Origin of the sequence: Methanospirillum hungatei JF-1 (assembly GCF_000013445.1) — an archaeon.
Lineage (GTDB): Archaea > Halobacteriota > Methanomicrobia > Methanomicrobiales > Methanospirillaceae > Methanospirillum > Methanospirillum hungatei.
In genome coordinates, this window is record NC_007796.1 from 808,676 (window position 1) to 834,376 (window position 25,701).

Annotated in this window: 30 protein-coding genes; 12 read left to right on the forward strand and 18 right to left on the reverse strand. The window is 41.4% G+C overall.

The genetic code is table 11. The features are described from left to right. Window positions 1–15: 15 nt before the first annotated feature. A complete protein-coding gene (locus MHUN_RS03670) occupies window positions 16–279 on the reverse strand; it encodes a hypothetical protein (RefSeq protein ID WP_143709342.1) in 264 nt (87 codons plus the stop codon). A gap of 232 nt (window positions 280–511) precedes the next feature. Between MHUN_RS03670 and MHUN_RS03675 the strand changes: the two genes are divergently transcribed. Then, entirely contained in the window at window positions 512–1,015 is a 504-nt protein-coding gene (locus MHUN_RS03675; RefSeq protein WP_011447735.1) for a hypothetical protein, read from the forward strand. Window positions 1,016–1,111: 96 nt separating this feature from the next. On the opposite strand, the gene MHUN_RS17190 is transcribed toward MHUN_RS03675, so the two are convergent. After that, window positions 1,112–2,821 carry a sensor histidine kinase gene (locus MHUN_RS17190; RefSeq protein WP_011447736.1) on the reverse strand — a complete coding sequence of 570 codons (1,710 nt, stop codon included), beginning with the start codon at window positions 2,819–2,821 and terminating at the stop codon, window positions 1,112–1,114. A gap of 222 nt (window positions 2,822–3,043) precedes the next feature. On the opposite strand from MHUN_RS17190, the gene MHUN_RS03690 reads away from it, so the two are divergent. Beyond that, a complete protein-coding gene (locus MHUN_RS03690; RefSeq protein ID WP_011447737.1) occupies window positions 3,044–4,150 on the forward strand; it encodes an aldo/keto reductase in 1,107 nt (368 codons plus the stop codon). Window positions 4,151–4,202: 52 nt separating this feature from the next. Here the strand turns inward: MHUN_RS03690 and MHUN_RS03695 are convergent, their stop codons facing one another. From MHUN_RS03695 to MHUN_RS03740, 10 genes are all read right to left on the reverse strand, one after another. Continuing rightward, on the reverse strand, window positions 4,203–4,937 hold the full coding sequence (locus MHUN_RS03695) for a hypothetical protein (RefSeq protein WP_143709344.1): 735 nt from the start codon (window positions 4,935–4,937) through the stop codon (window positions 4,203–4,205). Window positions 4,938–5,110: 173 nt separating this feature from the next. Continuing rightward, window positions 5,111–5,422 carry a hypothetical protein gene (locus MHUN_RS03700; protein WP_011447739.1) on the reverse strand — a complete coding sequence of 104 codons (312 nt, stop codon included), beginning with the start codon at window positions 5,420–5,422 and terminating at the stop codon, window positions 5,111–5,113. Next, complete coding sequence (locus MHUN_RS17195; protein WP_011447740.1) at window positions 5,419–7,356, reverse strand: hypothetical protein; 1,938 nt, start codon at window positions 7,354–7,356, stop codon at window positions 5,419–5,421. Before MHUN_RS17195 ends, MHUN_RS03700 begins: the two co-directional genes overlap by 4 nt. A gap of 294 nt (window positions 7,357–7,650) precedes the next feature. Then, window positions 7,651–8,636 (reverse strand): IS1-like element ISMhu11 family transposase gene (locus MHUN_RS18125; RefSeq protein ID WP_143709314.1). Its coding sequence is split into 2 segments (ribosomal slippage): window positions 7,651–8,243 and window positions 8,243–8,636, totalling 987 coding nucleotides; the frame shifts between segments, so codons are not numbered across the junction. Window positions 8,637–8,728: 92 nt separating this feature from the next. Beyond that, window positions 8,729–9,604, reverse strand: a complete 876-nt coding sequence (locus tag MHUN_RS03715; RefSeq protein ID WP_011447741.1) for a hypothetical protein — start codon at window positions 9,602–9,604, stop codon at window positions 8,729–8,731. Further along, window positions 9,601–9,891, reverse strand: coding sequence for a hypothetical protein (locus tag MHUN_RS03720; protein ID WP_011447742.1), 291 nt, complete (start codon window positions 9,889–9,891; stop codon window positions 9,601–9,603). The genes MHUN_RS03715 and MHUN_RS03720 overlap by 4 nt, the downstream gene beginning before the upstream one ends. Beyond that, window positions 9,888–10,220: a hypothetical protein gene (locus tag MHUN_RS03725; RefSeq protein ID WP_011447743.1), complete on the reverse strand. Its 333-nt coding sequence runs from the start codon at window positions 10,218–10,220 to the stop codon at window positions 9,888–9,890. Before MHUN_RS03725 ends, MHUN_RS03720 begins: the two co-directional genes overlap by 4 nt. After that, the gene (locus MHUN_RS03730) at window positions 10,210–10,575 is read right to left on the reverse strand and encodes a hypothetical protein (RefSeq protein WP_011447744.1); all 366 of its coding nucleotides are present in this window, start codon (window positions 10,573–10,575) and stop codon (window positions 10,210–10,212) included. The genes MHUN_RS03725 and MHUN_RS03730 overlap by 11 nt, the downstream gene beginning before the upstream one ends. A 396-nt stretch (window positions 10,576–10,971) precedes the next feature. Beyond that, window positions 10,972–11,205, reverse strand: a complete 234-nt coding sequence (locus MHUN_RS03735; protein WP_011447745.1) for a type II toxin-antitoxin system HicA family toxin — start codon at window positions 11,203–11,205, stop codon at window positions 10,972–10,974. Then, window positions 11,198–11,434, reverse strand: a complete 237-nt coding sequence (locus MHUN_RS03740) for a type II toxin-antitoxin system HicB family antitoxin (protein ID WP_048067777.1) — start codon at window positions 11,432–11,434, stop codon at window positions 11,198–11,200. The genes MHUN_RS03735 and MHUN_RS03740 overlap by 8 nt, the downstream gene beginning before the upstream one ends. 241 nt (window positions 11,435–11,675) lie before the next feature. On the opposite strand from MHUN_RS03740, the gene MHUN_RS03745 reads away from it, so the two are divergent. Next, window positions 11,676–11,909: an addiction module protein gene (locus MHUN_RS03745; protein WP_011447747.1), complete on the forward strand. Its 234-nt coding sequence runs from the start codon at window positions 11,676–11,678 to the stop codon at window positions 11,907–11,909. Between the two features lie 524 nt (window positions 11,910–12,433). On the opposite strand, the gene MHUN_RS03755 is transcribed toward MHUN_RS03745, so the two are convergent. Beyond that, on the reverse strand, window positions 12,434–12,649 hold the full coding sequence (locus MHUN_RS03755; RefSeq protein WP_048067262.1) for a hypothetical protein: 216 nt from the start codon (window positions 12,647–12,649) through the stop codon (window positions 12,434–12,436). Window positions 12,650–12,748: 99 nt separating this feature from the next. Further along, complete coding sequence (locus MHUN_RS03760; RefSeq protein ID WP_011447749.1) at window positions 12,749–12,997, reverse strand: hypothetical protein; 249 nt, start codon at window positions 12,995–12,997, stop codon at window positions 12,749–12,751. 393 nt (window positions 12,998–13,390) lie between these two features. On the opposite strand from MHUN_RS03760, the gene MHUN_RS03765 reads away from it, so the two are divergent. Then, window positions 13,391–13,954, forward strand: a complete 564-nt coding sequence (locus MHUN_RS03765; RefSeq protein WP_011447750.1) for a hypothetical protein — start codon at window positions 13,391–13,393, stop codon at window positions 13,952–13,954. A 432-nt stretch (window positions 13,955–14,386) separates the two neighbouring features. Here MHUN_RS03765 and MHUN_RS18130 read toward each other — a convergent pair whose 3' ends face one another. Continuing rightward, window positions 14,387–14,560 (reverse strand): type II toxin-antitoxin system HicB family antitoxin, encoded by a 174-nt coding sequence (locus MHUN_RS18130; protein WP_011447751.1) that lies wholly within the window; start codon window positions 14,558–14,560, stop codon window positions 14,387–14,389. 335 nt (window positions 14,561–14,895) lie between these two features. Between MHUN_RS18130 and MHUN_RS03775 the strand changes: the two genes are divergently transcribed. Next, complete coding sequence (locus MHUN_RS03775) at window positions 14,896–15,303, forward strand: hypothetical protein (protein ID WP_048067264.1); 408 nt, start codon at window positions 14,896–14,898, stop codon at window positions 15,301–15,303. A gap of 194 nt (window positions 15,304–15,497) precedes the next feature. On the opposite strand, the gene MHUN_RS03780 is transcribed toward MHUN_RS03775, so the two are convergent. Next, window positions 15,498–16,856: an IS4-like element ISMhu6 family transposase gene (locus MHUN_RS03780; protein WP_011447753.1), complete on the reverse strand. Its 1,359-nt coding sequence runs from the start codon at window positions 16,854–16,856 to the stop codon at window positions 15,498–15,500. 244 nt (window positions 16,857–17,100) lie between these two features. On the opposite strand from MHUN_RS03780, the gene MHUN_RS03785 reads away from it, so the two are divergent. Continuing rightward, complete coding sequence (locus MHUN_RS03785) at window positions 17,101–17,655, forward strand: hypothetical protein (protein WP_011447754.1); 555 nt, start codon at window positions 17,101–17,103, stop codon at window positions 17,653–17,655. Window positions 17,656–17,662: 7 nt separating this feature from the next. Here the strand turns inward: MHUN_RS03785 and MHUN_RS03790 are convergent, their stop codons facing one another. Beyond that, the gene (locus MHUN_RS03790; protein WP_011447755.1) at window positions 17,663–18,631 is read right to left on the reverse strand and encodes a histone deacetylase family protein; all 969 of its coding nucleotides are present in this window, start codon (window positions 18,629–18,631) and stop codon (window positions 17,663–17,665) included. Between the two features lie 289 nt (window positions 18,632–18,920). On the opposite strand from MHUN_RS03790, the gene MHUN_RS18915 reads away from it, so the two are divergent. The 5 genes from MHUN_RS18915 to MHUN_RS03810 all read left to right on the forward strand — a co-directional run bounded on the left by MHUN_RS18915 (window position 18,921) and on the right by MHUN_RS03810 (window position 24,070). Next, on the forward strand, window positions 18,921–20,849 hold the full coding sequence (locus tag MHUN_RS18915) for a tetratricopeptide repeat protein (RefSeq protein WP_158498150.1): 1,929 nt from the start codon (window positions 18,921–18,923) through the stop codon (window positions 20,847–20,849). Then, window positions 20,824–21,960: a tetratricopeptide repeat protein gene (locus MHUN_RS03800; RefSeq protein ID WP_048067265.1), complete on the forward strand. Its 1,137-nt coding sequence runs from the start codon at window positions 20,824–20,826 to the stop codon at window positions 21,958–21,960. Before MHUN_RS18915 ends, MHUN_RS03800 begins: the two co-directional genes overlap by 26 nt. 36 nt (window positions 21,961–21,996) lie before the next feature. Further along, window positions 21,997–22,131 carry a hypothetical protein gene (locus MHUN_RS19695; RefSeq protein ID WP_275039200.1) on the forward strand — a complete coding sequence of 45 codons (135 nt, stop codon included), beginning with the start codon at window positions 21,997–21,999 and terminating at the stop codon, window positions 22,129–22,131. Further along, a complete protein-coding gene (locus tag MHUN_RS03805; RefSeq protein ID WP_011447758.1) occupies window positions 22,118–22,840 on the forward strand; it encodes a vWA domain-containing protein in 723 nt (240 codons plus the stop codon). The genes MHUN_RS19695 and MHUN_RS03805 overlap by 14 nt, the downstream gene beginning before the upstream one ends. A gap of 456 nt (window positions 22,841–23,296) precedes the next feature. Further along, window positions 23,297–24,070, forward strand: a complete 774-nt coding sequence (locus tag MHUN_RS03810; protein ID WP_011447759.1) for a CRISPR-associated protein Csx14 — start codon at window positions 23,297–23,299, stop codon at window positions 24,068–24,070. Here the strand turns inward: MHUN_RS03810 and MHUN_RS03815 are convergent. Further along, window positions 24,044–24,670 (reverse strand): hypothetical protein, encoded by a 627-nt coding sequence (locus MHUN_RS03815; RefSeq protein WP_011447760.1) that lies wholly within the window; start codon window positions 24,668–24,670, stop codon window positions 24,044–24,046. The genes MHUN_RS03810 and MHUN_RS03815 overlap by 27 nt on opposite strands. 195 nt (window positions 24,671–24,865) lie before the next feature. Between MHUN_RS03815 and MHUN_RS03820 the strand changes: the two genes are divergently transcribed. Further along, window positions 24,866–25,696: a hypothetical protein gene (locus MHUN_RS03820; RefSeq protein WP_143709345.1), complete on the forward strand. Its 831-nt coding sequence runs from the start codon at window positions 24,866–24,868 to the stop codon at window positions 25,694–25,696. Window positions 25,697–25,701: the final 5 nt, after the last annotated feature.

A 25,701-nucleotide genomic window follows, 5' to 3' on the forward strand; every position in this document is an offset into this window, starting at 1 on the left:
ATATATAATTAAGCTTTAATAATTTATATTAAGCTTTTTTTGTGTTTGTGCAACAGCCTCATATGCAGCCTTTAATTTTTGTTCCTGTTGAAATGTCCCGTGATATGGTTCATTATGCACCGCGATAAAGTAAAAAGGAAGAGATGGGTCGGTTGTATTTTCCGGGGGCGTCAATGGTTCAGATATTCCTGGTGATATAATAAAGCCAATAGAGAGAATAATAAAAAGAATGAACATCCCATTTCGAATTTTCAGGAGATGTTTATATGGATTATTCATGATTGTTGACTGTAGGACTTTTGAAGTATAAAGAATTGTGTTCATGGAATCATGATTCATCTTGGAGAAACTCTGATGAACTGAGTGACTGATATATTCTCGGTGAGAGACCATAACAGATCAGGCATGTATAGGAATCATGCTCCTGCTGATATAATTCGGATTCGTAACAGGAGGATCATCTGCTGCTGTTCCGGCCCTACGGGCACATGAGGTACCAGGTGCGTTGACGATGCTTCTACCAGCCGGGTGGAATATTGACAATTTTCAGTGTCTTGGTATTAGTGTAACAAACCCACAGGACCCGACATACGGGATTATGTTTCTATCCCAGGTGCATCAATATCCAAACCTGCTTCCCCTTGGAACAACTCCTGAACAATATGTGGAGAATTACTTCAGTCAGGATCTGGCATTGGGAGGAAAGTTCGCTGATAGTGTTCAGATTCTGGGTTATCCTGATGCAGATGTGAGCGGCATCAGTGTCTTTGGTGGGATCCATGTCAAACCTATGGAGGTTTCTCTCAGAATAAACGGAGTTCCGGTTATTGCATATCTGACCGTTGGGACCTATGATATCTATGTTGGGACGGTTGTAGCATACCTCTGGGGAATTTATGGGCCTGCAGCTACTTTTGCAGAAGATGGTCCGTTTTTAAAACAAGTGTATGATTCCATCAGGTATGATGAAGATTATATGGCTGAATCCAGAAGATTGATGAAATGGGGAGACTAATCCAATTTTTTTTATATTTTATTCTTACTTATAATTAAAAATCCAAATTCTTTTGATCTGAAAAAAAAGTGAATGATCTTATCATTTTCTGAATCTTTATTTTCTGTTATCATGGAATGATCCTGGTTTCGCACGGATTTCAAAACGAACCCCTTTTCCTGGAGTTCCATTTTCCACAATGGTAAGATTCGTAATTGCGAGAATGTCCCGGGAGAGTGCAAGTCCTAAACCCGTATTTTTCCCATGACCCCGTTTAAATATTAAATTCTTTTCCGATTCCTCAATCCCACATCCATCATCAGTATAGAGTACCAGAAGATCCTGCGTATCATATTCATACGATAATGAAATTGTGGTGACTGTTTGTCCGTGTCTGACTGAATTTTCTATTAAATTGTATATTACCTTTTCAATCATCTGATCTGAATAAAGTAAAACACCTGGTTCTGGAATTTTTAAAATAATATTCTTCAACAAGGGACTTGAAGAAAGTTTCTTTAAAATATTTGTAATATCAATCCACATAGGTTCTGAAATTCCAAGATCCTGATATTCCCCGGTAAATTTAATAAGTCTGGTTATTTCAGTCGTACTTTCGGCAATACTATTGAGTTCTTTTTGAATGGAAGGATCTGTTATATCCATTTTCAAAAGTTCTGTTGTCAATGAAATTGCAGTAATACTGTTTAATATGTCATGCCGGGTGATCGATGAAAGTATTGATAATTTTTCCAAAGCTTTCTTCAGGGCAATTTGAGCCTTTCTTAATGGTGTAACGTCAATCGTCAGACCAATAAAATATAATCTGGAATCATCGGTTTTTCGATAACTTTTTGCATGTGAGATATGATATTTAATATCTCCATCTTTCCCAACAATTCGGTATTCTGCAGATATTTTTTCATTCTCTTTTGTTGCCCCTTTAATGTAGGTAATTAAACGAGATAAATCCTCGGGATAAATTAATTTTTCAAGGGATAATTCAAATGCATCATCCGGACTTTTTATCCCAGCCATCTCAAGAATTTGATTATCCCCTGTGAGCTTGAGGGTATCCTGGTCAATCTGCCAGAGTCCCATTCCGGCAGTTTCAACGGCAAGTTCATATCTGGATGCAATCATTTCCTTTTCTTTAAAGTACTTGTCACGTTCCCGTGCCAGACGATCCAGATTTAAAATGATGAAAAGGAGTGTCGCTCCTATGGAGATAAATAAAATTCCAAGATATAATGCACTCGTTGATGTTGTCTGTTCAAAAAGAGTTCTTCCCGTTGGATGGAGTGTAAAGTCAATAATCCTAAAAATCAGAGTAAACCCGAGAAAACCATACAAGAGAGAAAGGAGTGAAGAAATAATTTTTTCATCATCGGAAATATTTTTGAAAAATACATGTGCTACCTGAAAAGCTATAATCGCTGAAAAACCACTGATCATTACTGTCCGGAACGTTATATCATCATACAATAGGATACCATACACTGCACCAATGAAAACAAGGGGAACAATGATGTACCATTTTTTATCAATGGGTTTATTATAATAAAACCGATGAGATGCCTCGAAGACCATTAAAATAGCCAGTATATTAAAAACATTTGATAGGGGGACAGAAATAATTGGAGGAATAATGTCCCTGAAAATCATATTGCTCATGGATATTATTAAAAAAAATAAATGGAGAGCCCAAAGAGTGAACCCTGGATATCCTTTTTGGCGCTTTGTGAATAACATCATTATTGTTGCCAGGAAAACTTCAATAATGACTATTGTAAAGATTAACGTCTTAATATCCAAAAAATTCATCATCAATTACTATCCTGAATAATAAAGAGAGTGCATTATTCATTATTAATATTAACTCATTGTTTTCAGATTACTGTGAAAACCAAGGATGTATCTTCCATTCATTCGGTGATATTTTTAAAAAAGGTTTTTTCAGTACAGAAATGTTTTTGTCTTGCATTATGAAATAAAAGAGAAAGAAAATTTCAAAATTTCATATATGTTCATAATTCAATCCGGGGGAACATGAAAAAATTAGGATTTGGAACGCTTCGTCTTCCCCTCACCAATCCGAATGACAATGCCTCAATCGATCAGGAGTTGTTCAGCCATCTGGTCGATGAGTTCATGGGAGCAGGATATTCCTACTTTGAGACCGGGTATTCCTATCATCTGATGGGTGCTGAAGATGCATTACGGAGAGCCCTTGTTGACAGATATCCACGTGAGTCCTTCATTCTTGCGGATAAGATGCCAACATATAACCTGAATATCGTTGAGGATTTGGAGAATATCTTCACCGAACAACTCAGACGATGTAATGTCTCATTTTTTGATTCCTATCTCATTCATAACCTGGGGGAAAGCCGGTATCCAAAGGTTTTGGAATTTGGAGTCTTTGATTTTATTCACCGGAAGAAAGAGGAGGGCTTTATTCGGAAGATCGGGTTTTCCTTTCATGGAACTCCTGACCTGCTTGAGGAGATTCTTACAAACCATCCGGAGGTTGACGTGGTGCAGCTGCAGATCAACTACCTTGACTGGGAGCATATCTCTATTCAGTCACGACGGTGTTATGAAATTGCACGAATCTATGGTAAACCAATTATCGTCATGGAGCCGGTGAAGGGCGGAGGACTTGCCGTAATCCCGAAGGAAGCAGAAGATCTCATGAGAGAGGTCAGGCCGGATGATTCTCCTGCTTCATGGGCGCTCCGGTTTGCTGCAGGTCTTGACGGGGTTATCATGGTATTGAGTGGGATGAATACGATAGACCAGATGAGGGATAATATCAGGACTTTTGATAATCTGACTCCCCTTTCAGAAAGGGAACATGCAATACTTCAGGAGGCTGCCCGGATTATCAGCAGGAGTATTGCTGCACCCTGTACTGCCTGCCGGTACTGTATCGACGTATGCACACAGAATATACCGATTGCAGTTCTTATCTCGATATTCAATGATATGAAACGGTATGGAGATCGGTCATTTCCCCGGGTGCATTACCAGCATGCCGTGTTTGGTCATGGCAAAGCCAGTGATTGTGTTGCGTGTGGGGAGTGCGAACAGATCTGCCCGCAACATCTGCCCATTCGGAAAATCTTACAGGAACTTGCAGAAAAGTTCGGATAAAAATGTGGATGTGGTGAATAGATCCGTGCAGATCCATACTCACAAAAAAGGGTTAGAGAGTCTTTGTAAAGGTTACCCGGTCTGCATTTGATTCAGGATTAAGACTCTCATGAATGATGGCATCCATGGACGACCCATCTTCGGAGATGGTAAAGATGAAGATACCCGTTTCGGTCCAGTTTCCGGAATATTCTCTCCCATCCTCTGATACGGTGCCATTCAGATCTCCTGACTCGTCATTTACTCCCTTCAGCGGGTGATTTGTCCCGGAGATCGTGGTGCCGTCCTGAAGGAATGAATAGATCTTCCGTTCTGTCGTCCAGTTCCCTGTCCATGGATTTTCCGGATCCACGATCTCACCGATTCTGGTTGCAATCGCAGAGTGAAGGACTTGTTCTGTCATAGTTCCAAACGGGTCGATTGTTCCGTTTATCGTAAAGGACATGTTGTCATCCGCCAGAGTCTGAACCACGGATCCTGACTCTATCCAGACCCCTGAATAGGTTATCCCATCATCTGAAATTGAGCCTTCCAGTCTTCCAGGATCTACCATTACACCATCAGCCGGTTCATATTCTCCGGTGATCCCGGTAGCATCCTGCTCAATGAATATGGTGAAGTTCGTGCCTTCCCATGTTCCATTCCAGATGTAATCTGCACCTGCATCAGAAGGGGTGTCTTCAGCAGATACGAACGATATTGAAAGCAGAGCAATCAGTACCAATATGCCGGTACACATCATTTTTTTCATGGAGTCCCACTTGTTCCTGATGAAAAGGTTCTTCATGGTACGAATTAAGGATATCGAAATGAGATGAATAGTTGTTTAGTTACCTGGTCAAAACCCTTGTGTTTTTAGGGATAAGACGATTTCATCACTCATTCCTGTCGTAACGTGTCCTATCCTGCAATTGATTGATCACTTCATCTCCTGTATATGTCAGATCTTCTCTACACAAATCAATCTCTTTCTTCCATCAGAAACAAAGCCGCCTTCTTCCTGGGCCAGTCCCGGATTATTCCCCTGACCTGAGTGACCAGGACGGCGTATTCATCGGAGATGATAATCCGGTTCCCGGATTCCGATAGTTTCAGGCCAGGAACAGTAAGCCCGTTCAGCATCAGGATGAGATCTCCGGTCGGGATAGATCTGATTACCCCATTCCCATCCGTGATAACGTCAATCATACCCTCCTCTCCGGGACGGAGCCTCCCGACCTTTTCATACCTGATGGGTGGCTTGTCTCGTTCTGATGTCACGATGAATGTCACTGTCCGCCCCCGTTCCGTGCCTGCTCCCGGGAGTAACAGGTAGAACAGATACCGGTCTTTGTTTCATTATCATACCAGGAAATCCCCCCAAGGTTGCAGATAGGACATCGGCCATAGTCCTTATCTGCCTCTACCATCCGGGCGGTATTCAGCGTTCCGGGAAGGGTGATAAAGGACAGGCTCACCCTGGCAACCGCCTTTGAATAGCATTTCTGACAGAGGACCCGGGAAGTTTTTTCTTCTCCCTTATCACCGGGCGGTTGTTTTTCGGTGTAATGAACCCATTTTGCTCCACAGATAGCACATGGTCCGGAGTGGATGCCGTGAACTGTAGTATATGCTTCAGGATCAATCGCTGCTATGGTCAATCTGACCTGTTCTCTCTTCTGGGGTGGGAGATCATCTGGTCCGGGGGAATCAGGATGTTTGTCCCGCCCCTCAGTTTTTGTATCGGATTTGGAAAGGGCGGTTGGATCTTTCTTATTTTCGTATCCTGTATTGTGAGGGGTGGGAGCAAAATCCGCAGTGGGTGATGGATAGTCAGGTGCAGGTGCTTCATATGCACCCTCACCTTCCCGGCCTTTCGTATTCTTAGTATTATTATTTTTATAATAAGAGGTATTTTCAGATTCCACTCCCGAATTGTCCGAATCATCAGGGGTGGGAGTTCCCGTCCTGTGCGGATTTTCTCCCGCCCTCCCACTCCTGTCGTCATCATGATCAGGGCTCTGCTTATCCTGGTCAGACCCCTCGGAATCGAGCCAGCACCCTCCACCAGATACCCAGTTCTGGTATACCTCATCGTCCCAGACAAAGCACTTGCAACTTCTTCTGACACGCCATTCCTCATCCGTGACGGTTCGGTCAAGGTAGGAGACAGCAGGACATTTCTCAAGGAGCCCTGAGTAATCCTTTCCATAACTATTGTATCCGCAGATCTGTTTCCGGATAGTCCGTTCTGATGAACCGGTGAGTTTAGAAAGCTCTGCAGCGGTGAACTCCTGTTTCCCGCTCCTGAGAACGGTAATGAGGTCTGATTCACTTCTGGTCAGTTTTGTTATCTGACTTCCTGATTCACCATTGAGTGCCTGGTATATCCGGTTTGCATACCTGAAATCATCGATATTTGCATATATGACCGGCTGCCCGTGTGCCTGTGTTTTTTCACGCTGGAACTGACAGAGACATGCGATGGATTTGATGAGATCCAGGAGCATCCCCGGGTTTCTCCGGTTCGCTGATGAGGTAAACCGGATCCGGGTTGCATAGGGAATGACCACATAGACCGGTGAGAGTTGTTCCCATATCTGCTGACATACGATTACTTCATCCCTGTTTAAGGTCTCTTCTGTAGGAAGGGCTGCGGCTGATGCAAGTTCCCGTACCAGCACTTTCTCATCCTGCTCACGGCTGTCATCTATCCAGCAGGTCAGCATCCGGTTCCATATCTGGTCATCACCGGTTCCTTCCTTCTTGGCAATCCACCAGACACACCGTTCGGGAATAATGCAGACCTGGCCTTTCCGGTCCTTATTGACCGTCCGGTAGATGAACGGTTTTTTAAATGAGGTGGTCACTCCTTTGAGCGTCTCCTGCATTGAATCAGAGAGGGAGACATCATCAAGACAGAGGGCAGTGCCGGGTTTTAAGTCTTCTGCATAAAATAATGCCTTATCGCTGACCCGGCCATCCAGACGGGAGTCCTGGGGGATGTGCTGGATCATGGTATCAAAGGCATGACTTTTTCCTTTGCCAGATTCACCGGTGACAAGGACATGAAGTCCGTTTGAATTAATCACCGTCCGGGATGCAAATGACATGATCAGGCATTGGGCGATGACGAAATCACCCTCATGTTCCTGTGCGAATGAGTTTAGGATGTACTCGATAGGGTTACCATTCGTGAGAATCTCGTATGCCGTCTTTCGATGCAATGAGATATCGGTATCCGGATTCGTGGTCTGGATAATTTCCGTGGTCTCCGGATGGTTCCCATAATATTCCGCCTTTGCCTGTGCCTTTTCGCGGATACTCTTTCTCCGGTACGTTTCATAGTCCTGCTTCTCCCGTCCTTTGGTTCCTTCGAACCGTTCCCTAAGTTCATGCCATCGCTGCCTGCCTCCTCCGCAGGAGTTATGATGACATCCGGCGAAGATTCCTCCATTGTCAAACTGAATGGCATATGCTCCGTCTGTGTGAGCAGTGGAGAAGGGAGGTACTGGCCTCCTTTAGAACTGAACATGGTAGTTTAAAAACTCACTCCAATTCCAAAGATGATCAGTAATACTTTCTAACATTGCTGGAGACTTGTGACTACTTTTTACTTCGATAAAATTATGCACAAATTGAAAGATATTTAGCGCTGAAATGAATCTATTGAGTTTTTTTGAAAAAGAGGCAGTTTTCCTTCCAAAACGGCTCAATCGTTGTCTGATTTTATTATTGTAGCCCTCAATGACTGAGGTAGAGATTGCTTTACTATCTGGATTTCCCATAATTTTCTCTCGAATGACATAAACAAGTTTATTCTTCTCTTTTACTTTGATCACCTGACCATAATCCAAGCATGGCTCACAATATAATTCAGGTAAACAAATGCTATATTGGACGTTTCCATCAGTAAAAATCGATATTTTGTTTTCTGGCGTTGGAAGTTCCATTCGGTTAAAAAATCGAACTAACATATCTGCACAAGTATCAATATTTCTTTTTCCAGATTCAAATGCTAAAAATAATCCAGAATCCCTTTTAAAACAAGTATAGGACCAACAATCACCTAATTCTTCAGAGTCAGTTGTTAGGAGATTCTTGTTTTTTTTTGAACAAACTCCCAAATTTCATCCATCTCACAATCCCCCGCGGAAATGTCATGAATAAAATAATCGTTGAGTTTTTCAGCATGTTCACCGATTAAGTGATAATATCGAGATATAGTGTCGCGATGGTGTCCGGTAACTCGAGATACTCCTCGAATTGAAGTTTTTTCAGTCGAGTGTTTCGCAATTATGAGAACAGCAGTTCGTGGTAAACGAGAATCATACAGAGGAGTATTTTTAGTTTCAATAAAAAAACGTCGACAGTGATGGCAATAGTACTGTTGATTGCCTGCAGAATTATGCCCATTTTTAGTAATATTCTTTCCATCTTCAATTTGAAAATAAGTACAATCCGGATTTTGACACGTAATCAATATAGGACCACGTTTTCCAACCATGAAAATAATTATATCTAAACTTATATTAATTTTTAGTACATAAAATTTAATACTTTATTTGCACTTAGTATTACCAGCTTGCTAACAGGGCACTACCAGAAGGGACAGTGATCAAAGAGGAAAATTCTCCCACCAGCGAATGGTTTCTTCCTGTATGAGAGGCCATGTGAGGAGAGCCAGGCTCCGAGATCCTCTCCTGAGGTACTGGTTCCTTGTGCCTCCGAGGGGTTCATTTCCACTGGACATCCGAAAAAGAGCGATGAGAGATGAGAAATCTGTTGATACTCCACAACATGGACTTCTTGTGGAACTTCCAGGAGAAGAGACCTGCGATGAGGCCGGGTACTGGTCGAATCCCTTTTTCTTGAGAGGGTTCCGTATAATTTCCATATCCTGGCTGCATTTGAGACCGAGGTATCAACTTCAGACTCTTTGTCAGAGAAGAATGTGGAGAGGACGGTGAGGGAGTTTTTGATGAGCGTTGTGCTCTCCTGGGTATTTGGCAGGTCGATGGCATAGAGGAGATGGGCTCCGTTCCCGGAGTCTGCAATGACCGCGTCAGGCCATCCCCTTTCGGAGAGGAATTCCCGGATCTTTTCTGCCTTGTCACGTGCTGCAGCATGTTCTGCATCTGAAGAGGATATCCCGGCAGGCCTGACCGGATCAATGTCGATTGGGAACCAGAGTCGGTGCATGATATCTCCATCCGATGTCTGCGGTTCTCTTTGGCCTGCCCGTTTCATCCGATTTGCACACCGGGAGAGGAGATCAGAATGGACCTGGTTTAAGGTGATGTAAATCCCTGATATGCCTGATGTAGAGTCCAGAACTGCTGCATCTCGTGCCAGTCGGTCAAAATCCGTGTAATACCCGTAATGAGTCCGTTCACCAAGAGCCCTGAGCTCGACTACTGATCCCTCCGGAAAAAGAACAGAGAGAGCGGTCCGGATGGATTCCTCCGGGTTCATCTCCTGACCTCCGGATGGTTATGGATATGTCCTTCCTGGTCCCTGACTTCCCAGACAAAGGATGAGGGACGGACTCCCCAGGACTGACTCCAGACGATGAACATCGCATTCATGGCCAGGGTGATTATCCGACGTCGCCCCTTTCTGCTACATCCGGCTAATTCCGTATACCTCTCCGGATACTGGTCTATTTCATCTTCAATCTGGAACCGGCTGATGAGGGAATCACATGGCCGTATTGCATTGAGAACGGCCTTCCTGACCTCTGCATGGTGCCGTGATCTCATAATCCTGCCTCCCTGATGGATATCGCTCCGCCGGGGAGTATCTGATAGCGGGACCGCCCGCCTGGATGGTAGAGCCAGAGTTCTGACCTGCCGGGGACCATTCGATCCTGCATGAGGGCAGAGATTTTTGTTATCTCGTCATGGCAGGATCTGATGTTTTCGGTTCGTGCAGTGCATACAAGCAGGCCAAGGATGGTGTCACGGTTCCAGGCGATGAGATCAAAGATCCGATCTTTTCCGCAGCACCGGTCGATGAGATAGCCATGTGTTTTCAGATCACTGATGGCAAACCAGATGGCACATCGCCGTGTTTTTGTTTCAGACGACATGGCCGGCTCCGGTTTTTTGTGGGGGAAATGATATTATCCGTATAAATCTATAGCTTAGAACTGCCCCTGCCCGAATCGTTATGCCGGCAAGCTGAATGATAGAGCGGGGGTATTCTCTTCGTAATCGTGCTTTTTGTCGCATGGTCTTCTCCATGGTTGTTTTTTGTTCTGGTTTTCCGGATTGTGTATACCGGAATAGATTCTCCCGATCATCAGGGTTTTTAGTCGAGAGAGAGAATTGGCTGTTTGTGTTGTCATTGGTAAATCCCTGAATGATTCGGGGTCTTCTTAGATGGTTTGCAAGTACTGATACATCCTGTTTTGCATCTGGTCCCGGTTGTTTCTGGGAGGGCATCGGATGTTTCCTGAATAATTGCGGTAAGGGGTTATTTTTCCCGAAGCGGCAATAGGTGTGATTTGTGAGGATGAACGATCCTCCATTCAAGGTTGCATGAAGGGGTATTTGAATTTCAGGTAAACAGGGTGAAAGTGAAAAGGGGGGTAAGAACGGAGAACGGTGTGATAGTTATCCGGGTGATTGGAGTGTGGGATGGGCTGGGTTTTACTTTCGCGAATAGGGTTTAGATATTTAAAGATTTGGGGCTCATGGTTTGGAAAAATGTGATCGAGAGTATTTAAACGCCCTAAGAGGGAGCGGGGCAGGTGGTGCCTGGGAGGAGGTACGGGAGTGTGGTGGAAAAGAGTTGGGTATTTGAGGTCAGGTTTTTCAAAAAAGGAGAGATACTGCTGGTCACCGATTAAAGAATTCCAGATATTCTTCATTTGTCACCCCGGCTGTACGGATTAACTTCCGAAGCAATCCTGGGCCCAGTTCTTTTCCTGAATGCACAGGGATCGACAGATGAACTGGGCTTCCTTCTTTAATCAGGATATAATGACTGCCTTCGATATGGTTCACTATCCATCCGGCTCTTTTAAAAGCTGCAACATGGAGATCGCCTGATGCCCTGGGTAATTTAGGCATGGGTACTTTCAGGGATCTCAAAAGAGAAGGAGAAGTTTTCTGGATTATTGTTCAAAAGTTTGCATGTGGCAGTTTTAATCCGACTGGTAATACAGCCGGCGATTGCTTCATTGATAGATTCCATAGCTTCTTCGAGGGTTTCTCCTTCAGTCAGGCAGCCTGGAAGTTCAGGGCATTCCATAACGAAATGTCCCTCTTCATCTTTTTCACAGAGGATGGTTAGTTTCATGATGATCAATACGATTATTAAAATTCGTAATAGGATTTTATTTTTTGAGCAATAAACATCTTTCTCTGATATGCCAGGATTCAAAATAATTTCCCAGAGGGTGTCTGAGAACCCCATTTATATTCTCCACCGATAATCAACTTCTTCGCTGTGAGCCGATAACAGATCTCTGCAACTTCGGTATCAGGGTACAAAGACAGTAGACTAAAAATATCTGGAATGCATATTAGTGATTAGGAAAATGACATCCATATGCAAGAAAATTGAACAGGAAGTGCTTTCCCTCCCTGCTCACGAACGAATAGAATTGATTGATCGCCTCATAGAGAGTCTCAACCTTCCCTCTGATCCGGAGATCGATCGTCTCTGGGCTGAAGTAGGGGAGAAGAGATTTTCAGAGCTGGAAACCGGATCTGTTACCCCGATATCCGGAAATAAGGTCTTTTCCAATATTAAAAGCGCTTTAAATCAATGAATTTCTATTTTCATCCCGAAGCAGAACAAGAACTGTTGCAGGCAGTATCATATTATGAGAAATGTCGTCCAGGACTTGGAATAGAATTCAGTCATGAAGTGTATCTGGCAATAACTAGAATTTTACAGTTCCCTGAATCATATGCCCAGTTTTCAACTCATTCCCGTAGGTGTATCCTGAATAGATTTCCATACGGGATATTATATTCACCCGGAAAGACTGACGGAAGTATCATCATCCTTGCGGTTATGAATCTTCACAGAAAACCCAATCGATATGTTAATCGAAATATTTAGGTCTTTTCACAAGCATTCACTTAATTCTTAATTATTCTCTCCCGATTATAGGATAATGCAAAACTTTCTGAAATAATTTCGAAATTTTGCATAATTCTATGGAGTGCAATTCAAATGCACGTCTTGGAATAATCTTTTTTATACCGAATAATCCAATCCGTTTTGCAGGGCTCTATAAATTTTTCACTGGGATGAAAAAGAAGATAATGAAGGAAAGGAGTTCCAGAGTTAATGCTGAGCAACTGCAGGGGAGTTAGATGATCCTTTCTTTTTCGACCGAATACTATTGAGCGTGGTATCATCTAATGGTGCTAGATTGAGTTGTTCTGCAACTGTATCAAAAGCTTTTTCTGCTGTTTTTTCATCATCATCTGTAACAGGAACCTCGTTTTTGGTTACCCGTAGGGCTGCAGGAGGTGATAGAAATCTATTTTCTTTTTTCATGAAATCACGTGATTATTGTTTATTAAAAATTGCACAAACACCTGATGGCCCACTTCTCCTTCAACGGAGAGATATGCTTTCATACTCGTAATATAATACTTAAATCCTTTCTGAAAAAGTACTGAGAGAACTGGAAGAGTTCCCACTATATGGAATCTCTACTGTGATTATCTCAAATTTTTTGTCTTTCTCAAGCATTTTCAGATGTGTTTCATAGTATTCTTTCAGTCCAATTTTTAATCGTGATATTGCTTCTTCTCTTGTTTTTCCCTGATCTGCTACATCTGTTGCAAGATCAACGGCGACATACCATTCACCGTCCTGATATGTTTGTACAAGAGTATCCATATTCACATGTTATCTCTTTTCATAGATAGAATGTGACCGAAAAAAAATAACTGAAAGTTTCTTCTTCATTCAGGCAGCCTGAAAGCTTCGGGCATTCCATAACATAGTGTCCTCCTTCATCTTATTCAGAGAGGATGGTTCGGTTCATGATGATCAATGAGGTAATTAAAATTCGTTATTGTATCTCAACATTGCCACATAAGAATTATGTTCTTAGAGACGTATGAATCGAGCAAAATGCCCAAAAACTAAGAACCAATGAACTTGAGCCATAAACAATAATATCACGATAGTAAATAATCTCGTTGAGAGTCTCTTGTCAAAGTGGCAACCATAGTATCGTACCTGGATTCATATCGAAACAAACATATCGCATACAGAGCGAGATGAATTATGAATCGTTCCCTATCATCTGGATTCATATGTGTATTCATCCTGGTTTCACTGGCAGGAGCCTCTATAGCTGATGAATCTCCCCGGTACGTCATATACGTTCAGGGCGGTGATAGTTCCATCATTCATGGATCAGAAGGAATAACGGATATTATTGTAAAGGATATCATTCCGTATGTCCATTTTTCAGATGGGAAAAAAAGTCTTTTAATTCCTGATACACTCGTACAGTCTATCACCGGTCCGGTTAATGCAGCTGTTGTCTTCTCCGGTGCTGGCGGTGAATCAGTATCTCTGATAAGGATTTCAAATCTGTCGTTGTCTCATGAAAACAAGGTTCTCACATTGGGTGTACATCCGCTCGAATTTTACGAAGGAGAGGCTCTGAAATCCTTTGCTCGTGAAAAGAATGAACTTGATGCGATTGAGGTCGACAAGTTTGAAATCACGGGTATTTATTTTGAAATAATCGGGACAGCACTTGAAAATAATAACTGTCTGGCTCAGGAAATTGCATGTCTGAAGGCCGATGATGTGAAAGCGTGTTTAGGAGAGTGTGGGTAAGGCCAGATGGGAGAGGTAAGGGATAACTGAAATGCTGATACCCGTATGGACAATGTCCAATATCTTTTCTCCCGTCTTTTTTTGCTGAACGGGAACGTGAATCAATTGATAGTATGAATGATACTTTCAAAAAGATATGGGAATAAAATAGTTTTAATTTTCCAAATTTGTTTTCCCCTTTTCACCTCATCAATTACCTAGTTCATCGTATCTATGAACATCTGGAGAGACTTCGGATTGATTAATGCCTTCAATGGAAAAGGAGGTGGTTTTCGCAGACTATTCTGGGGAATACTGAATCCTGGAATTTCATTTAATCGGTCGAGCAACTCACTTCGTTTCTCCTCTTTATCGAAAGGGAGATGGTTTACCTGGTATTGAAACTGAATGTCGCCTGTCCCTGAAGTCCAGATAAACGTCGGATAACACTGATTATTCACATGTGTCAGTTTTTATCCGACTGGTAATACAACCAGCGATTGCTTCGTTGATAGACTCCAGAGCTTCTTCGAGAGTTTCACCTTCAGTCAGGCAGCCTGGAAGTTCAGGACATTCCATAACGAAATGTCCCTCTTCATCTTTTTCACAGAGGATGGTTCTTTTCATTAAGATCTCAAAGATTAATACAATTCGTTATTGTATCTTATTTTCTGAGCAATAAACATCTTTCCCTTAAAATATGGATGGTATTTTTAATATCCCAGACGGTGTCTGGGAAATCTGGTGTGGAATGCAAAAGATTTCCTAAACCGGAATTATTCTCCGGAGGGTATATTATCGGGCAATTCGACGATGATTCCAGATATGGCAGATTCTTTAGGTCAAGTCCCAAGAGTGAATTTGGAAAAATTGAAGAATTGATAAGATTATGTGATATGATAACGAGGTATGTTCAATATCGTAAAACTGATGTACATTCATGAACAATACAATCAGTGACGATGACTACTCCACCACATAATATTCAGGAATTCAATATTTCAAATCTTGATGAAGACTGGAAATTGGCAACCGTATATGCCGCTTTTATCTCTCCAAAGACCCCTCAACAGGCTCTTAAACTGATTTATCATGGAGCTACTACGGGGGTGTCTGAAAACTGGGTAATAAACACACGAAGAAAATTGATTGAAATGGGTTATATTACGAAAGTAGACGATGAAGATTCTAATACCCTCTATAAATCAGATATGGGGCCTATAGCAAACCTCATCCTTTCCCATCAGAAAGATAATTTTTTCAAAGAGAAAGGTACAAATAAAATACATGTAAGACAGCTTTGTAGATTAATCCAGATCTTGAGGCATAATTTTTCAATAATTCGTATTACACTGTATGTCTTATCATGAAGATAGAGATACTTCTCTGATCCATTTCTTTAACCCAGACGCGCAAATGTCTCACTATAGTGGTCTAAACTACAATCATTGAAACTTCAAAGAGACGATAGAAAAAAAGAGAGAATTACGAGTATTTTCCGGTTTTTTAACGATAACTAATAGTACATAACCCTCCTTCAGACTATCGATCCGAAGATAAAGACCTACAAAATTTCAGAAAATTTCAATGAGAGAGTTTCTTTTATGTTGCGGCTTTTTGCAAGGTGCCGCAGTGATTTTTCTAATTTAACCCATCGTTTGTTTACGTTCCCTTTGCCAAATAAATTTTGATTCAAAACACTCAAAAACTCCAATCCTTTCTCTGAAAATACTTTTGACCATAACATCGGGGTATATTTTCCTTTATCATTTTTTCGAGACGTAGATACAATCCAGGAAAACAGATCTCTGCTAATAATAAACCGTAGTAACATGGAATAAATGTGAATAAACGCCATTGGCTCATTTCCGAGAAACATTTTTCCAAGGTCGTAATCCCCTTTTAATTCCTTAAAAATAAGTTCAATCACCCAACGAAATCGGTATAAATCATAAATATCATCAGCCGAAAATAACTCTTTACTGATATTTGTGATATAGAGGTGCCATTTTTCAGTAAGAGGATTCCAGGTACAAATTACCCTGAATTCTTGAAAAATTGGAGTTTTAATTTTGTTAATCCGCTTGTCTCCAACATGAAATGAACAAATGAGATCATAAACTCCTTTTTTTGGCATTAGATCTAAAAAATCGTAGCCATTAATGCTTTTAAAACGAATATGATCAACAATTGATGTTATTTCAGAAGGTCCTGAATTGATTGAAACAACCTTAAAAACAGCATTGCTTTTTATTCTACTAACAAAAAAACCTCCATATTGTTGAATTTTAGAGAAAATTTTTAGAGAATAGTATCCCAGGTCGTTTATTAGGAGAATATTCTCTATTTCAGGTCCAATTTTTAACATCTTAGAGTCATGAACCCTTTCTGTTGTTATAATTGCATTTTTTACTGAATTAGAAACAACACTATAAATTGCATGGATCTTTAATCCAGCAGATTCATCGCGAGAACGTGCTGCAGGATGCAATTCATAGAGTTTTTTACTAATTCGAATAATACTGCTGTCTTGAACTAAAATATCTTTGAAACCCCCTACAATTCCCTTTAAATGAGCAGGAGACTGATGAACCATTTGATCTATATAATGTTCCATCAGTGATTTCAGAAAATCTACTAATTTTAAATTAAACCGCTTCCTGAAACTTTGGCTACGAATTGAGGTTAGTATCTTTGGATTATCATCAAGGTCAATATAATGACGATGGATCTCGTCTAATGTGGGTTTCATATGACTGCTGACTCCAAAAATGAGGGTAAATATCAAAAGAACAGGATCGAGTTTCCTTTTTCTCTGCATAAATCCTGTTTCCCGAGCTGTCTTTTCAATAAAATCAAAGGTAAATTTTTGAAATACCCAAGATTTTAGGTTTTTTAGACCCTTAGAAGAAGGCTTCTTCATATTCTTTAGGTCGCCCGACGGTGCTCACCGTAGGGCGGCGCCGAAAATATATAAAGGTATCGATTTGTATTTGAAAATGTATTCTTGATAAGTAACACTGATTTTGGCTCTGTTAGGTATCAGGCCATAAAGCTGTCATGCATGAAATAAAATAATTAAAAGTCTCTTAATATTTCTCAACTCTCAATGGTTTCGAGATTTTTTCAAAGAAGAATATTTTTATAGTCCAATTCGGCATTCTGACATGACCGTATATGACCCGTATGCTGATATGTACATCAAAACCCCCTCTGGTCTTAACACAAAATTGGAAATTGCGAATCTCTCTCAAAGGATATCTCATTTACTCTATGATATTGGGTATTACAGTCACAACCTCAGGTGGGATATGTTATACCGGTTTCGGGAAGATCGGGAGATCGATGAGTCGGATATCGTATTACTAGAGGAGTTGATCTTACTTGGTGAATTTGATCTCCTTATTGAACATAACAAAATGAACGTTCCTTCTAACTTGTTGATTCAACTCTGTTCAATAATAAAATTTCTGACAAAAAAGGAATACTGTGGGAAAGCGCCTCTGCAACTTTTTCAGAAATTATTCCAATCAGGAGCTGGTTGTTTTATCCCAACCAATTTTTCTTTAATGTTCAGATTAATGCCCAGATTACCTGACACCCCGGAATATCTGGACTTTGGTTTCATCAGAAAGATGATGTATTCTCAAATGTATGCGATCGATCCAAATTGTATCACTCATTACCTGTCCGGAGCACAATTAGGAAAAGATAATTTATAAGTTCCTATCACCACCAGTTTGGGTGGGTGCTTTTTACTGATTTAATTATCTGCATGATTCCATCGGGTTCATTGACTTTTTCAATCCCTCCGGTGTATTCCTTTTTTTGTAATGCAGTCACGATGGCATGGACAGATACTGGAAGTGATGCAAGATTATATCCACCTTCAAGGACTCCGATGACATTAGGTGTGATAGAAGTAAGAATCTGTCTTGTCATGGTATAGTAACTTCCAGAACAGAGACAGAGAGAAGAGAGAGGGTCTTTTTTATGACTATCCTGTCCGGCTGATATGACAACAGCATCTGGATGAAATTGTTTTCCTGCCGGCAGGATGATCTCGGAAAAAATTTTCATATACGAATTGTGTCCGGTACCTGGAGGGACCGGTATATTGATGGTGTATCCCTCTCCCTGTCCAACTCCTGTATCCTGAATTTCTCCTGTGCCGGGATAGAGAGGAGACTGATGGATGGATGTATAGAGTACGGAAGGATCATCGTAAAATATCGATTCGGTCCCATTGCCATGATGTGCATCCCAGTCAATAATCATGATTTTTTCCATCCCATGCATCTGCAGGTATCTGGCCAGAATTGCTGCATTGTTCAGGTAGCAAAATCCTCCACCCCGGTCGGCATACGTATGGTGTCCGGGAGGACGATTGAGGACGAATGCATTCTGAGCTTCATCCTGAATAAGCATCTCACCGGCGGTTAAACAACCAAATGCGGATTTTAAGGCATGTTCGTAATGAATATCCGAATAATCAACAGAACCGGTTGTGATGATATTGTTGATATATTCCGGGGTATGGACCTGTTGGATCCACGATTCATCAAATACCCGTGGTTCAGTAAACATTTTTATGTCGTTTTTTATCAGATACTGCGCAGTAACCTTCACTCTGTCCGGACATTCCGGATAGTTTTCATGGTTTTGAAAGAGTGGTGTGTAAATAATTCCCGTTTCCATAATTCACCTCTTTTTTCCCATCCGGGAGCAACACCACTCCATTTGCGGGATGATTATTTGAACTGAAGCCATAAAATGAGGATTATTTTGTAGGTGGACAGAAATTTTTCAGAAGTATTAATAATTATTGATTTCTTGAACCATACCTACAATTCCTATTGTTTTTTGTAGCGAATCTCTTTAAATCTGATTTGCATTGTAAGATTCGATACAATGCGGGGTGATAAACAAAGAGGCGAATGTTCATGAATCGTTATCGGATTTTATTCTGCATAAACAGATTGGTCTCATGAATAGGGGACAGGAATGTGTGGCACGTGAACGCTCTGAATTACATGCTACCCTGAATTATTGCCGGAGGAAAAAGATGGAAAATATCCCGAATCAGGAAGGACAATGCTGGATTGATTATCTGCTTACCCGGATAACTGATCTTATCAAAATTCAAGAGTATGAACGTGCTCTCCCTATAGCAGAGCAGGCTCTTTTAATGCTGCCTGACAATCCAGATCTCATCTATCTGGCTTCAACCATCTATCAAAATCTTAATAAATTCGTAAAGCAGCTTCGTTTACTTGAAAGATTACGCGATATCAGACCTTTTGACCAGGATAGACGATCAGCTCTTGGCAGAAGTCTCATGTTCCAGGGGTATTATTATTCTGCTCTTTCAGTGATGAGTCATTTTGACATGATGTCAAACGAACTGGCAGGGTATAACAAGGTATTCATGCATTATTGCAAGGCATGTATTGGGGATACACAATCAGTTATCGAGTACTGTGACTGTTGTTTTGAAGATTATCAGGATGAGCCCGATGCAGCCAGCTTTCTTGCGATCATTCGTGCCCTGAAAGTTATGTCTCTTATTCAGAATCAGGAGAATGAAGCTGCTAATAGTCTTGCTTGTTCGATCGATGAGGAATTTGACAAGACGCTATTTGTGGCTTATGCCAAAGGAATTGCAGCCAGAGAAAATAATAATCTTGCTGCGGCTGAAAGGTTCCTCCGGCTTGCATGCACGAGCAATCAACGAGATATGCGGGCGAGGAAAGAACTGGCTGATCTTCTTTCCGTGCTTGGACACCATGATGCAGCAGCTAATATTCGAAAGGAGATAACCGGTTTTTTTGGTCCTTTTGATGATCATGAAAATCCACTATACAGAGCAAAAGAATTCATAAAATCAGGAAATTTTGATGAAGCTGAGAGATATCTCTTATGGGTTCATGAGCAGCAACCTGATCGGAATGACCTCATTCTTCCCATGATATCATTGTGCAATTTCACCGACCGGTATGATTCAGTTATTTCATATGCTGATTCTCTTGAAACAACTCCATACGCCTGGAAATCAGGATATCTGAAGGCATCTGCATATTATTCTGCTGGTGATGCCATGGGAGCAATCCGGTGCCTTATAGCCGCCATAGCCCGGGATCGAATATTTTCGCTCATTACTATACTGAATATGAGGATTGAAGGCTATTTCAGAGATCCGGATATTTTTGATCCTGACGGAATGGCTTTGATGATATTTTGCACTGATGGATATGATTCGGCTATTCCTCTCTTTGAAATGTTAGTCGATACAAATCCGGATATTTTAGAATACCGTGCATTCCTGGTATATTGCTACATTCTGGAAGATAAAAATACAGATGCTGCTATCTGTTCAGAACGATTATCTATGTCAGATGATCCGGATCTGTGTATGGTCCGGGCCCTTGCCCTCAGAGCGGCTGGTTGTCTGGATGAGGCTAAACAGGTGACGGAGAAGACCAGAAAGAGGTATCCGGATTATCTACCTGCCCTGAATATGTATGTCCGTATTTTGGTTGATCTGGATCTGTATAGATCCGCATATTTCGAACTTCTCTCGTATCAGGATGTTCTTCTGTCAGAAGCCCCTCTCATGGAGGTTTTCATCCGGTGCCTTATTCATTCTGGAGATTTCCTTGAAGCTGCTACTTCAGCCTTTCGTCTCATCATGGCCAATCCTGACAGGCCTTTGGAATTTTTCTTTCTGGCACAGACCTTTATGCATGATGGCTATACTGATGCTGCATTGTATGCTATTCGTGAGAGTTTTCGATTTAGCGGGTTTAATTCAAAGACATTGCGGCTGTATGTCAAGCTTCTGCTTCAGGCAGCATCTCCTCAGGAAGCCTCGATTTTTTTCTCTGAATGTGATGATTATTTCCCCGAACAGTCCTGAAGTCCGGTATCTGAAGAACGCAGCTGCACTTCTCTCGGGTGAGAATTCTTCTGACGAATCTGTTGAAGAACGTGTGGTCCGGATATTTCAGACTGAAAACGGAATTTTTCGCGGTTATATTGGTGAATATAGAAATGCAGTCGGAATGCTCACAGAAGAGATAAAGAAGAATCCTGCTGATTATTCGCTTCGTGTTGCGTTAGCACGGGTCCTATTTGAACTCAGGCAGGACAGAGAAGGATTTCATCAGTTATCAATGGCGATAGAGAACGGAGAGGAAGACAATGAAACTCTGGAATTGATGAATGCAGCATTGAATGCACTCAGTCTAAACTGTTTCATTGATGAGTATAAGCGGATATCTCAGGGTGATGTGGTAAGGTTTGCTAAACTGGTGTATGAGCAGGCTGTCCGCCAGAACAGGTTCGGAGTTAGGAGACAGGCGATTGACGTCTGCAGGTTCCTGACAGGTCTTTCATCATCAGATCCAGCAGTTCTGAGTATCAAGGCCGATGCATGTCGTATACTCGGAGATCTTGAGGAGGATCCGGAGAGGTATGAACAGGGGATAGCACTATACAATGAGCTGCTTTCAGATGATCCTGATAATGCCCGGTACCTGGCATATAAAGGGCTTCTTTTAGATAATCTTTCCAGGTATGAGGAAGCTGAGGATGTTCTCGTCCGTGCTCTGGAGCTTAATCCCGATTCGGGTGTTGCAAATTCAGCTCTGTGTTGGTGTCTGGCAGCTATCGGACGATACCAGGAAGCGTTATTGTATGGCAACAAAGCCACGATTCAAATCCCTGATGATTGGGGAGCCTGGAACAATCGGGGACTTGCTAAACTAGGACTTGAAGATTTTGAAGGGGCGGTATCAGATTTCAAACAGGCAATCAGGTGTCATCCGGGAGAGCTAATCCCGAGGAATAATCTCTGTGAGGCTCTCCTCTCTCTTGATGATGCTGATGCCCAGGATGCTTTTGTGGATCTTTTGTTCAGATTCGGGTACATGGCATTTCCTGTTAAAGAGGTGGAGGAGTCATGGAGTGTTCCGGGTTTGAACCGGGATCACAGAACCATTACCGGCTATATGGATGGGTATTGGTGAGCATATTACGTCAGTATTTTTGAGGAGGTGATAATCATGGATATATTTGGATTCTGGCTGCATCAGGCGTTAGGTCTGCATCTGCAGGAGGAAGAAGAAAGAAAGGAGAAGGAGAGAAAGAAGCGAGAGGAAGAAGAGAAGAAGATGAGGTGGTACCATGACAAACGATGATAAAACAAACGGGAAGAATATGGAAGAATATAAAGCGACTCCTGTATCTGATGCAGGGGGCGAAATGGGCCGGACGAATGCAGATGAAGATGTCAGGCTTGATATCACGGTTATTCTGGACCGGTCAGGTTCCATGGATCCCATCTGTGATGACGCTATTGGATCATTTAATGCATTTCTTAAAGCCAGGAAGGATAGCAATCCAAATTCACTCATGACAGTTGTGCTCTTTGATGATGAGTACCTTGTCAGAGAAGTGGGTGTGCCAATTCAAGCAGTTCAACCATTGAATGACCGGACATATGTTCCACGGGGGAACACTGCTCTTTTTGATGCTATCGGAAAGACAATAAGGACGATTGAGGAGCGAACACATGAGGATGAAGAGGTGATGGTTGCCATACTTACCGACGGGCAGGAGAATGCATCGGTTGAGTATACTCTGGAACAAATCCGATCCCTCATTATAGAGAAAGAAGCAAAAGACTGGGACTTTGTGTATCTCTCAGCAGATCCCTCGGCTTTTGATGATGGGAAAGCTATGGGATTTCAGGCATCCAAGATGGCAATGTACAAAAAAGAAGAGATGCATGAGGCATATGCTCACATGGATGAGATGCTTGCAATGAAATTATCCAAGGCCAGGGATATTAAAATTATGAAACGACGAATGAGGGGAAATGTGGAAGAGGATAAAATGTACCAGTAGGGGAGAGGAGGTACAGGGTAATTCCTCTAAAATTCTCCTTCTAGTTTAAAATTTAATCAATTCCGATGGGAATACTACTATTCAGCATGACAAGGATATTCTCTTCTCTATTATTTGTTAAATCATTATTCTCCATTTGAAAAATTGTATTGAGATGGTAATGGAGCGAAAAAACGACATAATATAAAGAAACTGACATAATCAAATATTACGGATACGAATTCATAGTATGTTTCAGCAATGAAAATTCAGTTAAGACCTGACCTTGAAAGATACGATCTCATTTTAAGATTAATAGTGCATTTAGTATAATTGAGGGCAAAAGTTATACTCATCACAAGAGGAAAAGCTTGAGAGTGATCTTTCCTCACCATTATATGAGGATAATTCATGCTTTTCCGGTATCTTTATGCGACCGGAGAATGGATAGTAGATAATAGCAGAGGTTAGGAAATCATGCCCAGAGCTTTCAACAAGGATATGAAAACTGCAATTATTGCCCCAATAGGAACAAGCCCCCCGGTCATTACTGCAGGTATTGACGCACTTGATGAACCGGTATCTGATCTAGTGCTCCTCGCGACAAAGGATGAACAGGTATTAGCCGGCTGTGATGTCGTAAAACTTGGACTTAAATCCAGATACCCCCGAATCAGGGTTCATGTAGAGCTGCTTCCGTTTGATGATATCAGTTCAGATGTTGAAAATCTCACATTCATGGCAATTGCAGCACGTGTGATTAAGAAAGAACGTGAAAGTTATGGGTGTGAGCGTATTCTGCTCAATGTGGCCGGCGGAAGAAAGAACATGTGTATCACTCTTGCACTCCTGGGGCAACTTCTTAATGTGGATGGAGTGTATCATATTGTGAACCATGAGGTAAAACTCTTCAATCAACACCTGGAACGAATGAGACCGACGATGATGAGATTGTTCCGGGCTGAAAAAGAAGAGGACAAAATTATGATATATGCAGATAACCGGGAGATGTTTGAGTACATCCTGTATCCTCCAAAGAATGAATATGAGTTGATCCGAATTCCAACACTTCCCTATCCTGTCTCGTATATCAGTTCCCTCTTAAGCCGGGTGGTTTTTGATCCGTATATGTTAAATGAAGAGGATTGTTCTCTTCTTCTTCATCATGGAATTCTTGAGCGTCAGGGGAATAATCTGTATATTTCCGATTATGGAGCAAAATTTTTAGATGTCCTTGTTGGAAAGGGGTAATGAGACTTTGTTGAGGCGTAATTCTGCCGGCTCTCCATTCAGTTTTTTTGCCTCGTCCATTGCTGCCTTCAGGTAGGTATCAGCAACGATGAGGATTTTATCCGCAGAGATTTTTTCCGCATGGGCCTTTGCATAATAGTTTTTACCAATATTTTCTATCTGCATCTGGGTCCGGTATAAGACCATTGGAAGTTTATCAAGGTATGCCAGCCATGAATTGAGCATGACTTTCCCCTCCGGACTGATGTGATATGAATTCGCCCTGGTTACTGCTCCTGAAAGTTCATCGGCATATTGGATATTTAAAGTAAGCATGGCTCCATTCAGATCACCTTCTGATATTTCATTGGATAATTGTGTATAGATGTCTTGTATTGTTCTTCCAGTCGTGAGAATATCAGATGCCAGACGTTTATCTTCGAAAGGTTTTTCCGTTTCCACTGGTGTCACGGACTGATTCAGGGTCGGGGTTGTCGGGATTGGCGTTGAGTTTGGTTTTTCCTGATGTACGAGCGATATGGAAAGAAATAATAAGAGACAGGTCAGGATGATCCCAACCAGTATACCTGTAAAAAATGATTTGAGACATGGATCATTCATAATTTCAGTACTAGTTAATATCCATCAGTATTTTTATTATTTATGATATGTGATAAACATGAGGTGTTGACCAGTAATCAAGAGAGATTTACATATTCCTCATGACTGTGGATTTACAAAATCGGTGATGGTCCATTTCTATCTGTTCAGAATAAAATCAATATGTTTATGTATTGGAGAAAAGTAATGGCTAATATGCTTAAACTTCATAAAATTCAGGGCGGACTTATACTGGGATTACTGCTTTTATTTTTATGTATTCCTGCATCAGCAGCCATAGATCTGACGTCATCATCTGTCTTTGATTCCGGGGGTTTAACACCTGCTTTTGGCGAAGAGATTCAGACAACAATTATTATCAAATCAGGTCCTCATGACGTTGAAGACCTGAAAATTGTTTTTTTAGAGATGGATGGGCTTATTGATCCTCTTTCTTTTGGAAAATCGCTGTTTCCAATCGAGACACAAGCTAATATTACGCTCGATAATAATGTTCTTTTCTGTGACCATCTGAAAGCAGGAGAGGAACTGACCATAACGTTTCATGTATATCCGAAGAGTACTCAAAAGTCAATGATTACCCCTGTTCAGATGCAGATCTCCTATATTCAACTTGGACAAAAAATATCAGAACAAAAAACGGTTACAACTGCTATGGACCAGTCTGCGTGGCATACTCTGCAAACCACCCGGACCAGTACAAATAATACTGGGATTCTTCTTATTCTTGCCGCTCTTGGAATTGCGATTGTGATTATACTCATCCTCATTGTGAAGATGAAGGACATGAATGTGCAGGATACCTCAAAGAAGATAGTTTCCCGTGATGTGAGTATTCTGAAAGAGATAAAAAGCAGACTTGACGGGATTGAAAACCCATCCACCAGTATTATTGAACTGCAACATTATGTAAAGTCTGAACTGGATAAGATTATGAATAATAAAATTGGAACTGATTTGCCTGAAGATGGTAGCAGAAAGATAGAAAATCCAGATAAACCAAAGAAGACCGGGGATAAATTCTGAGGGAT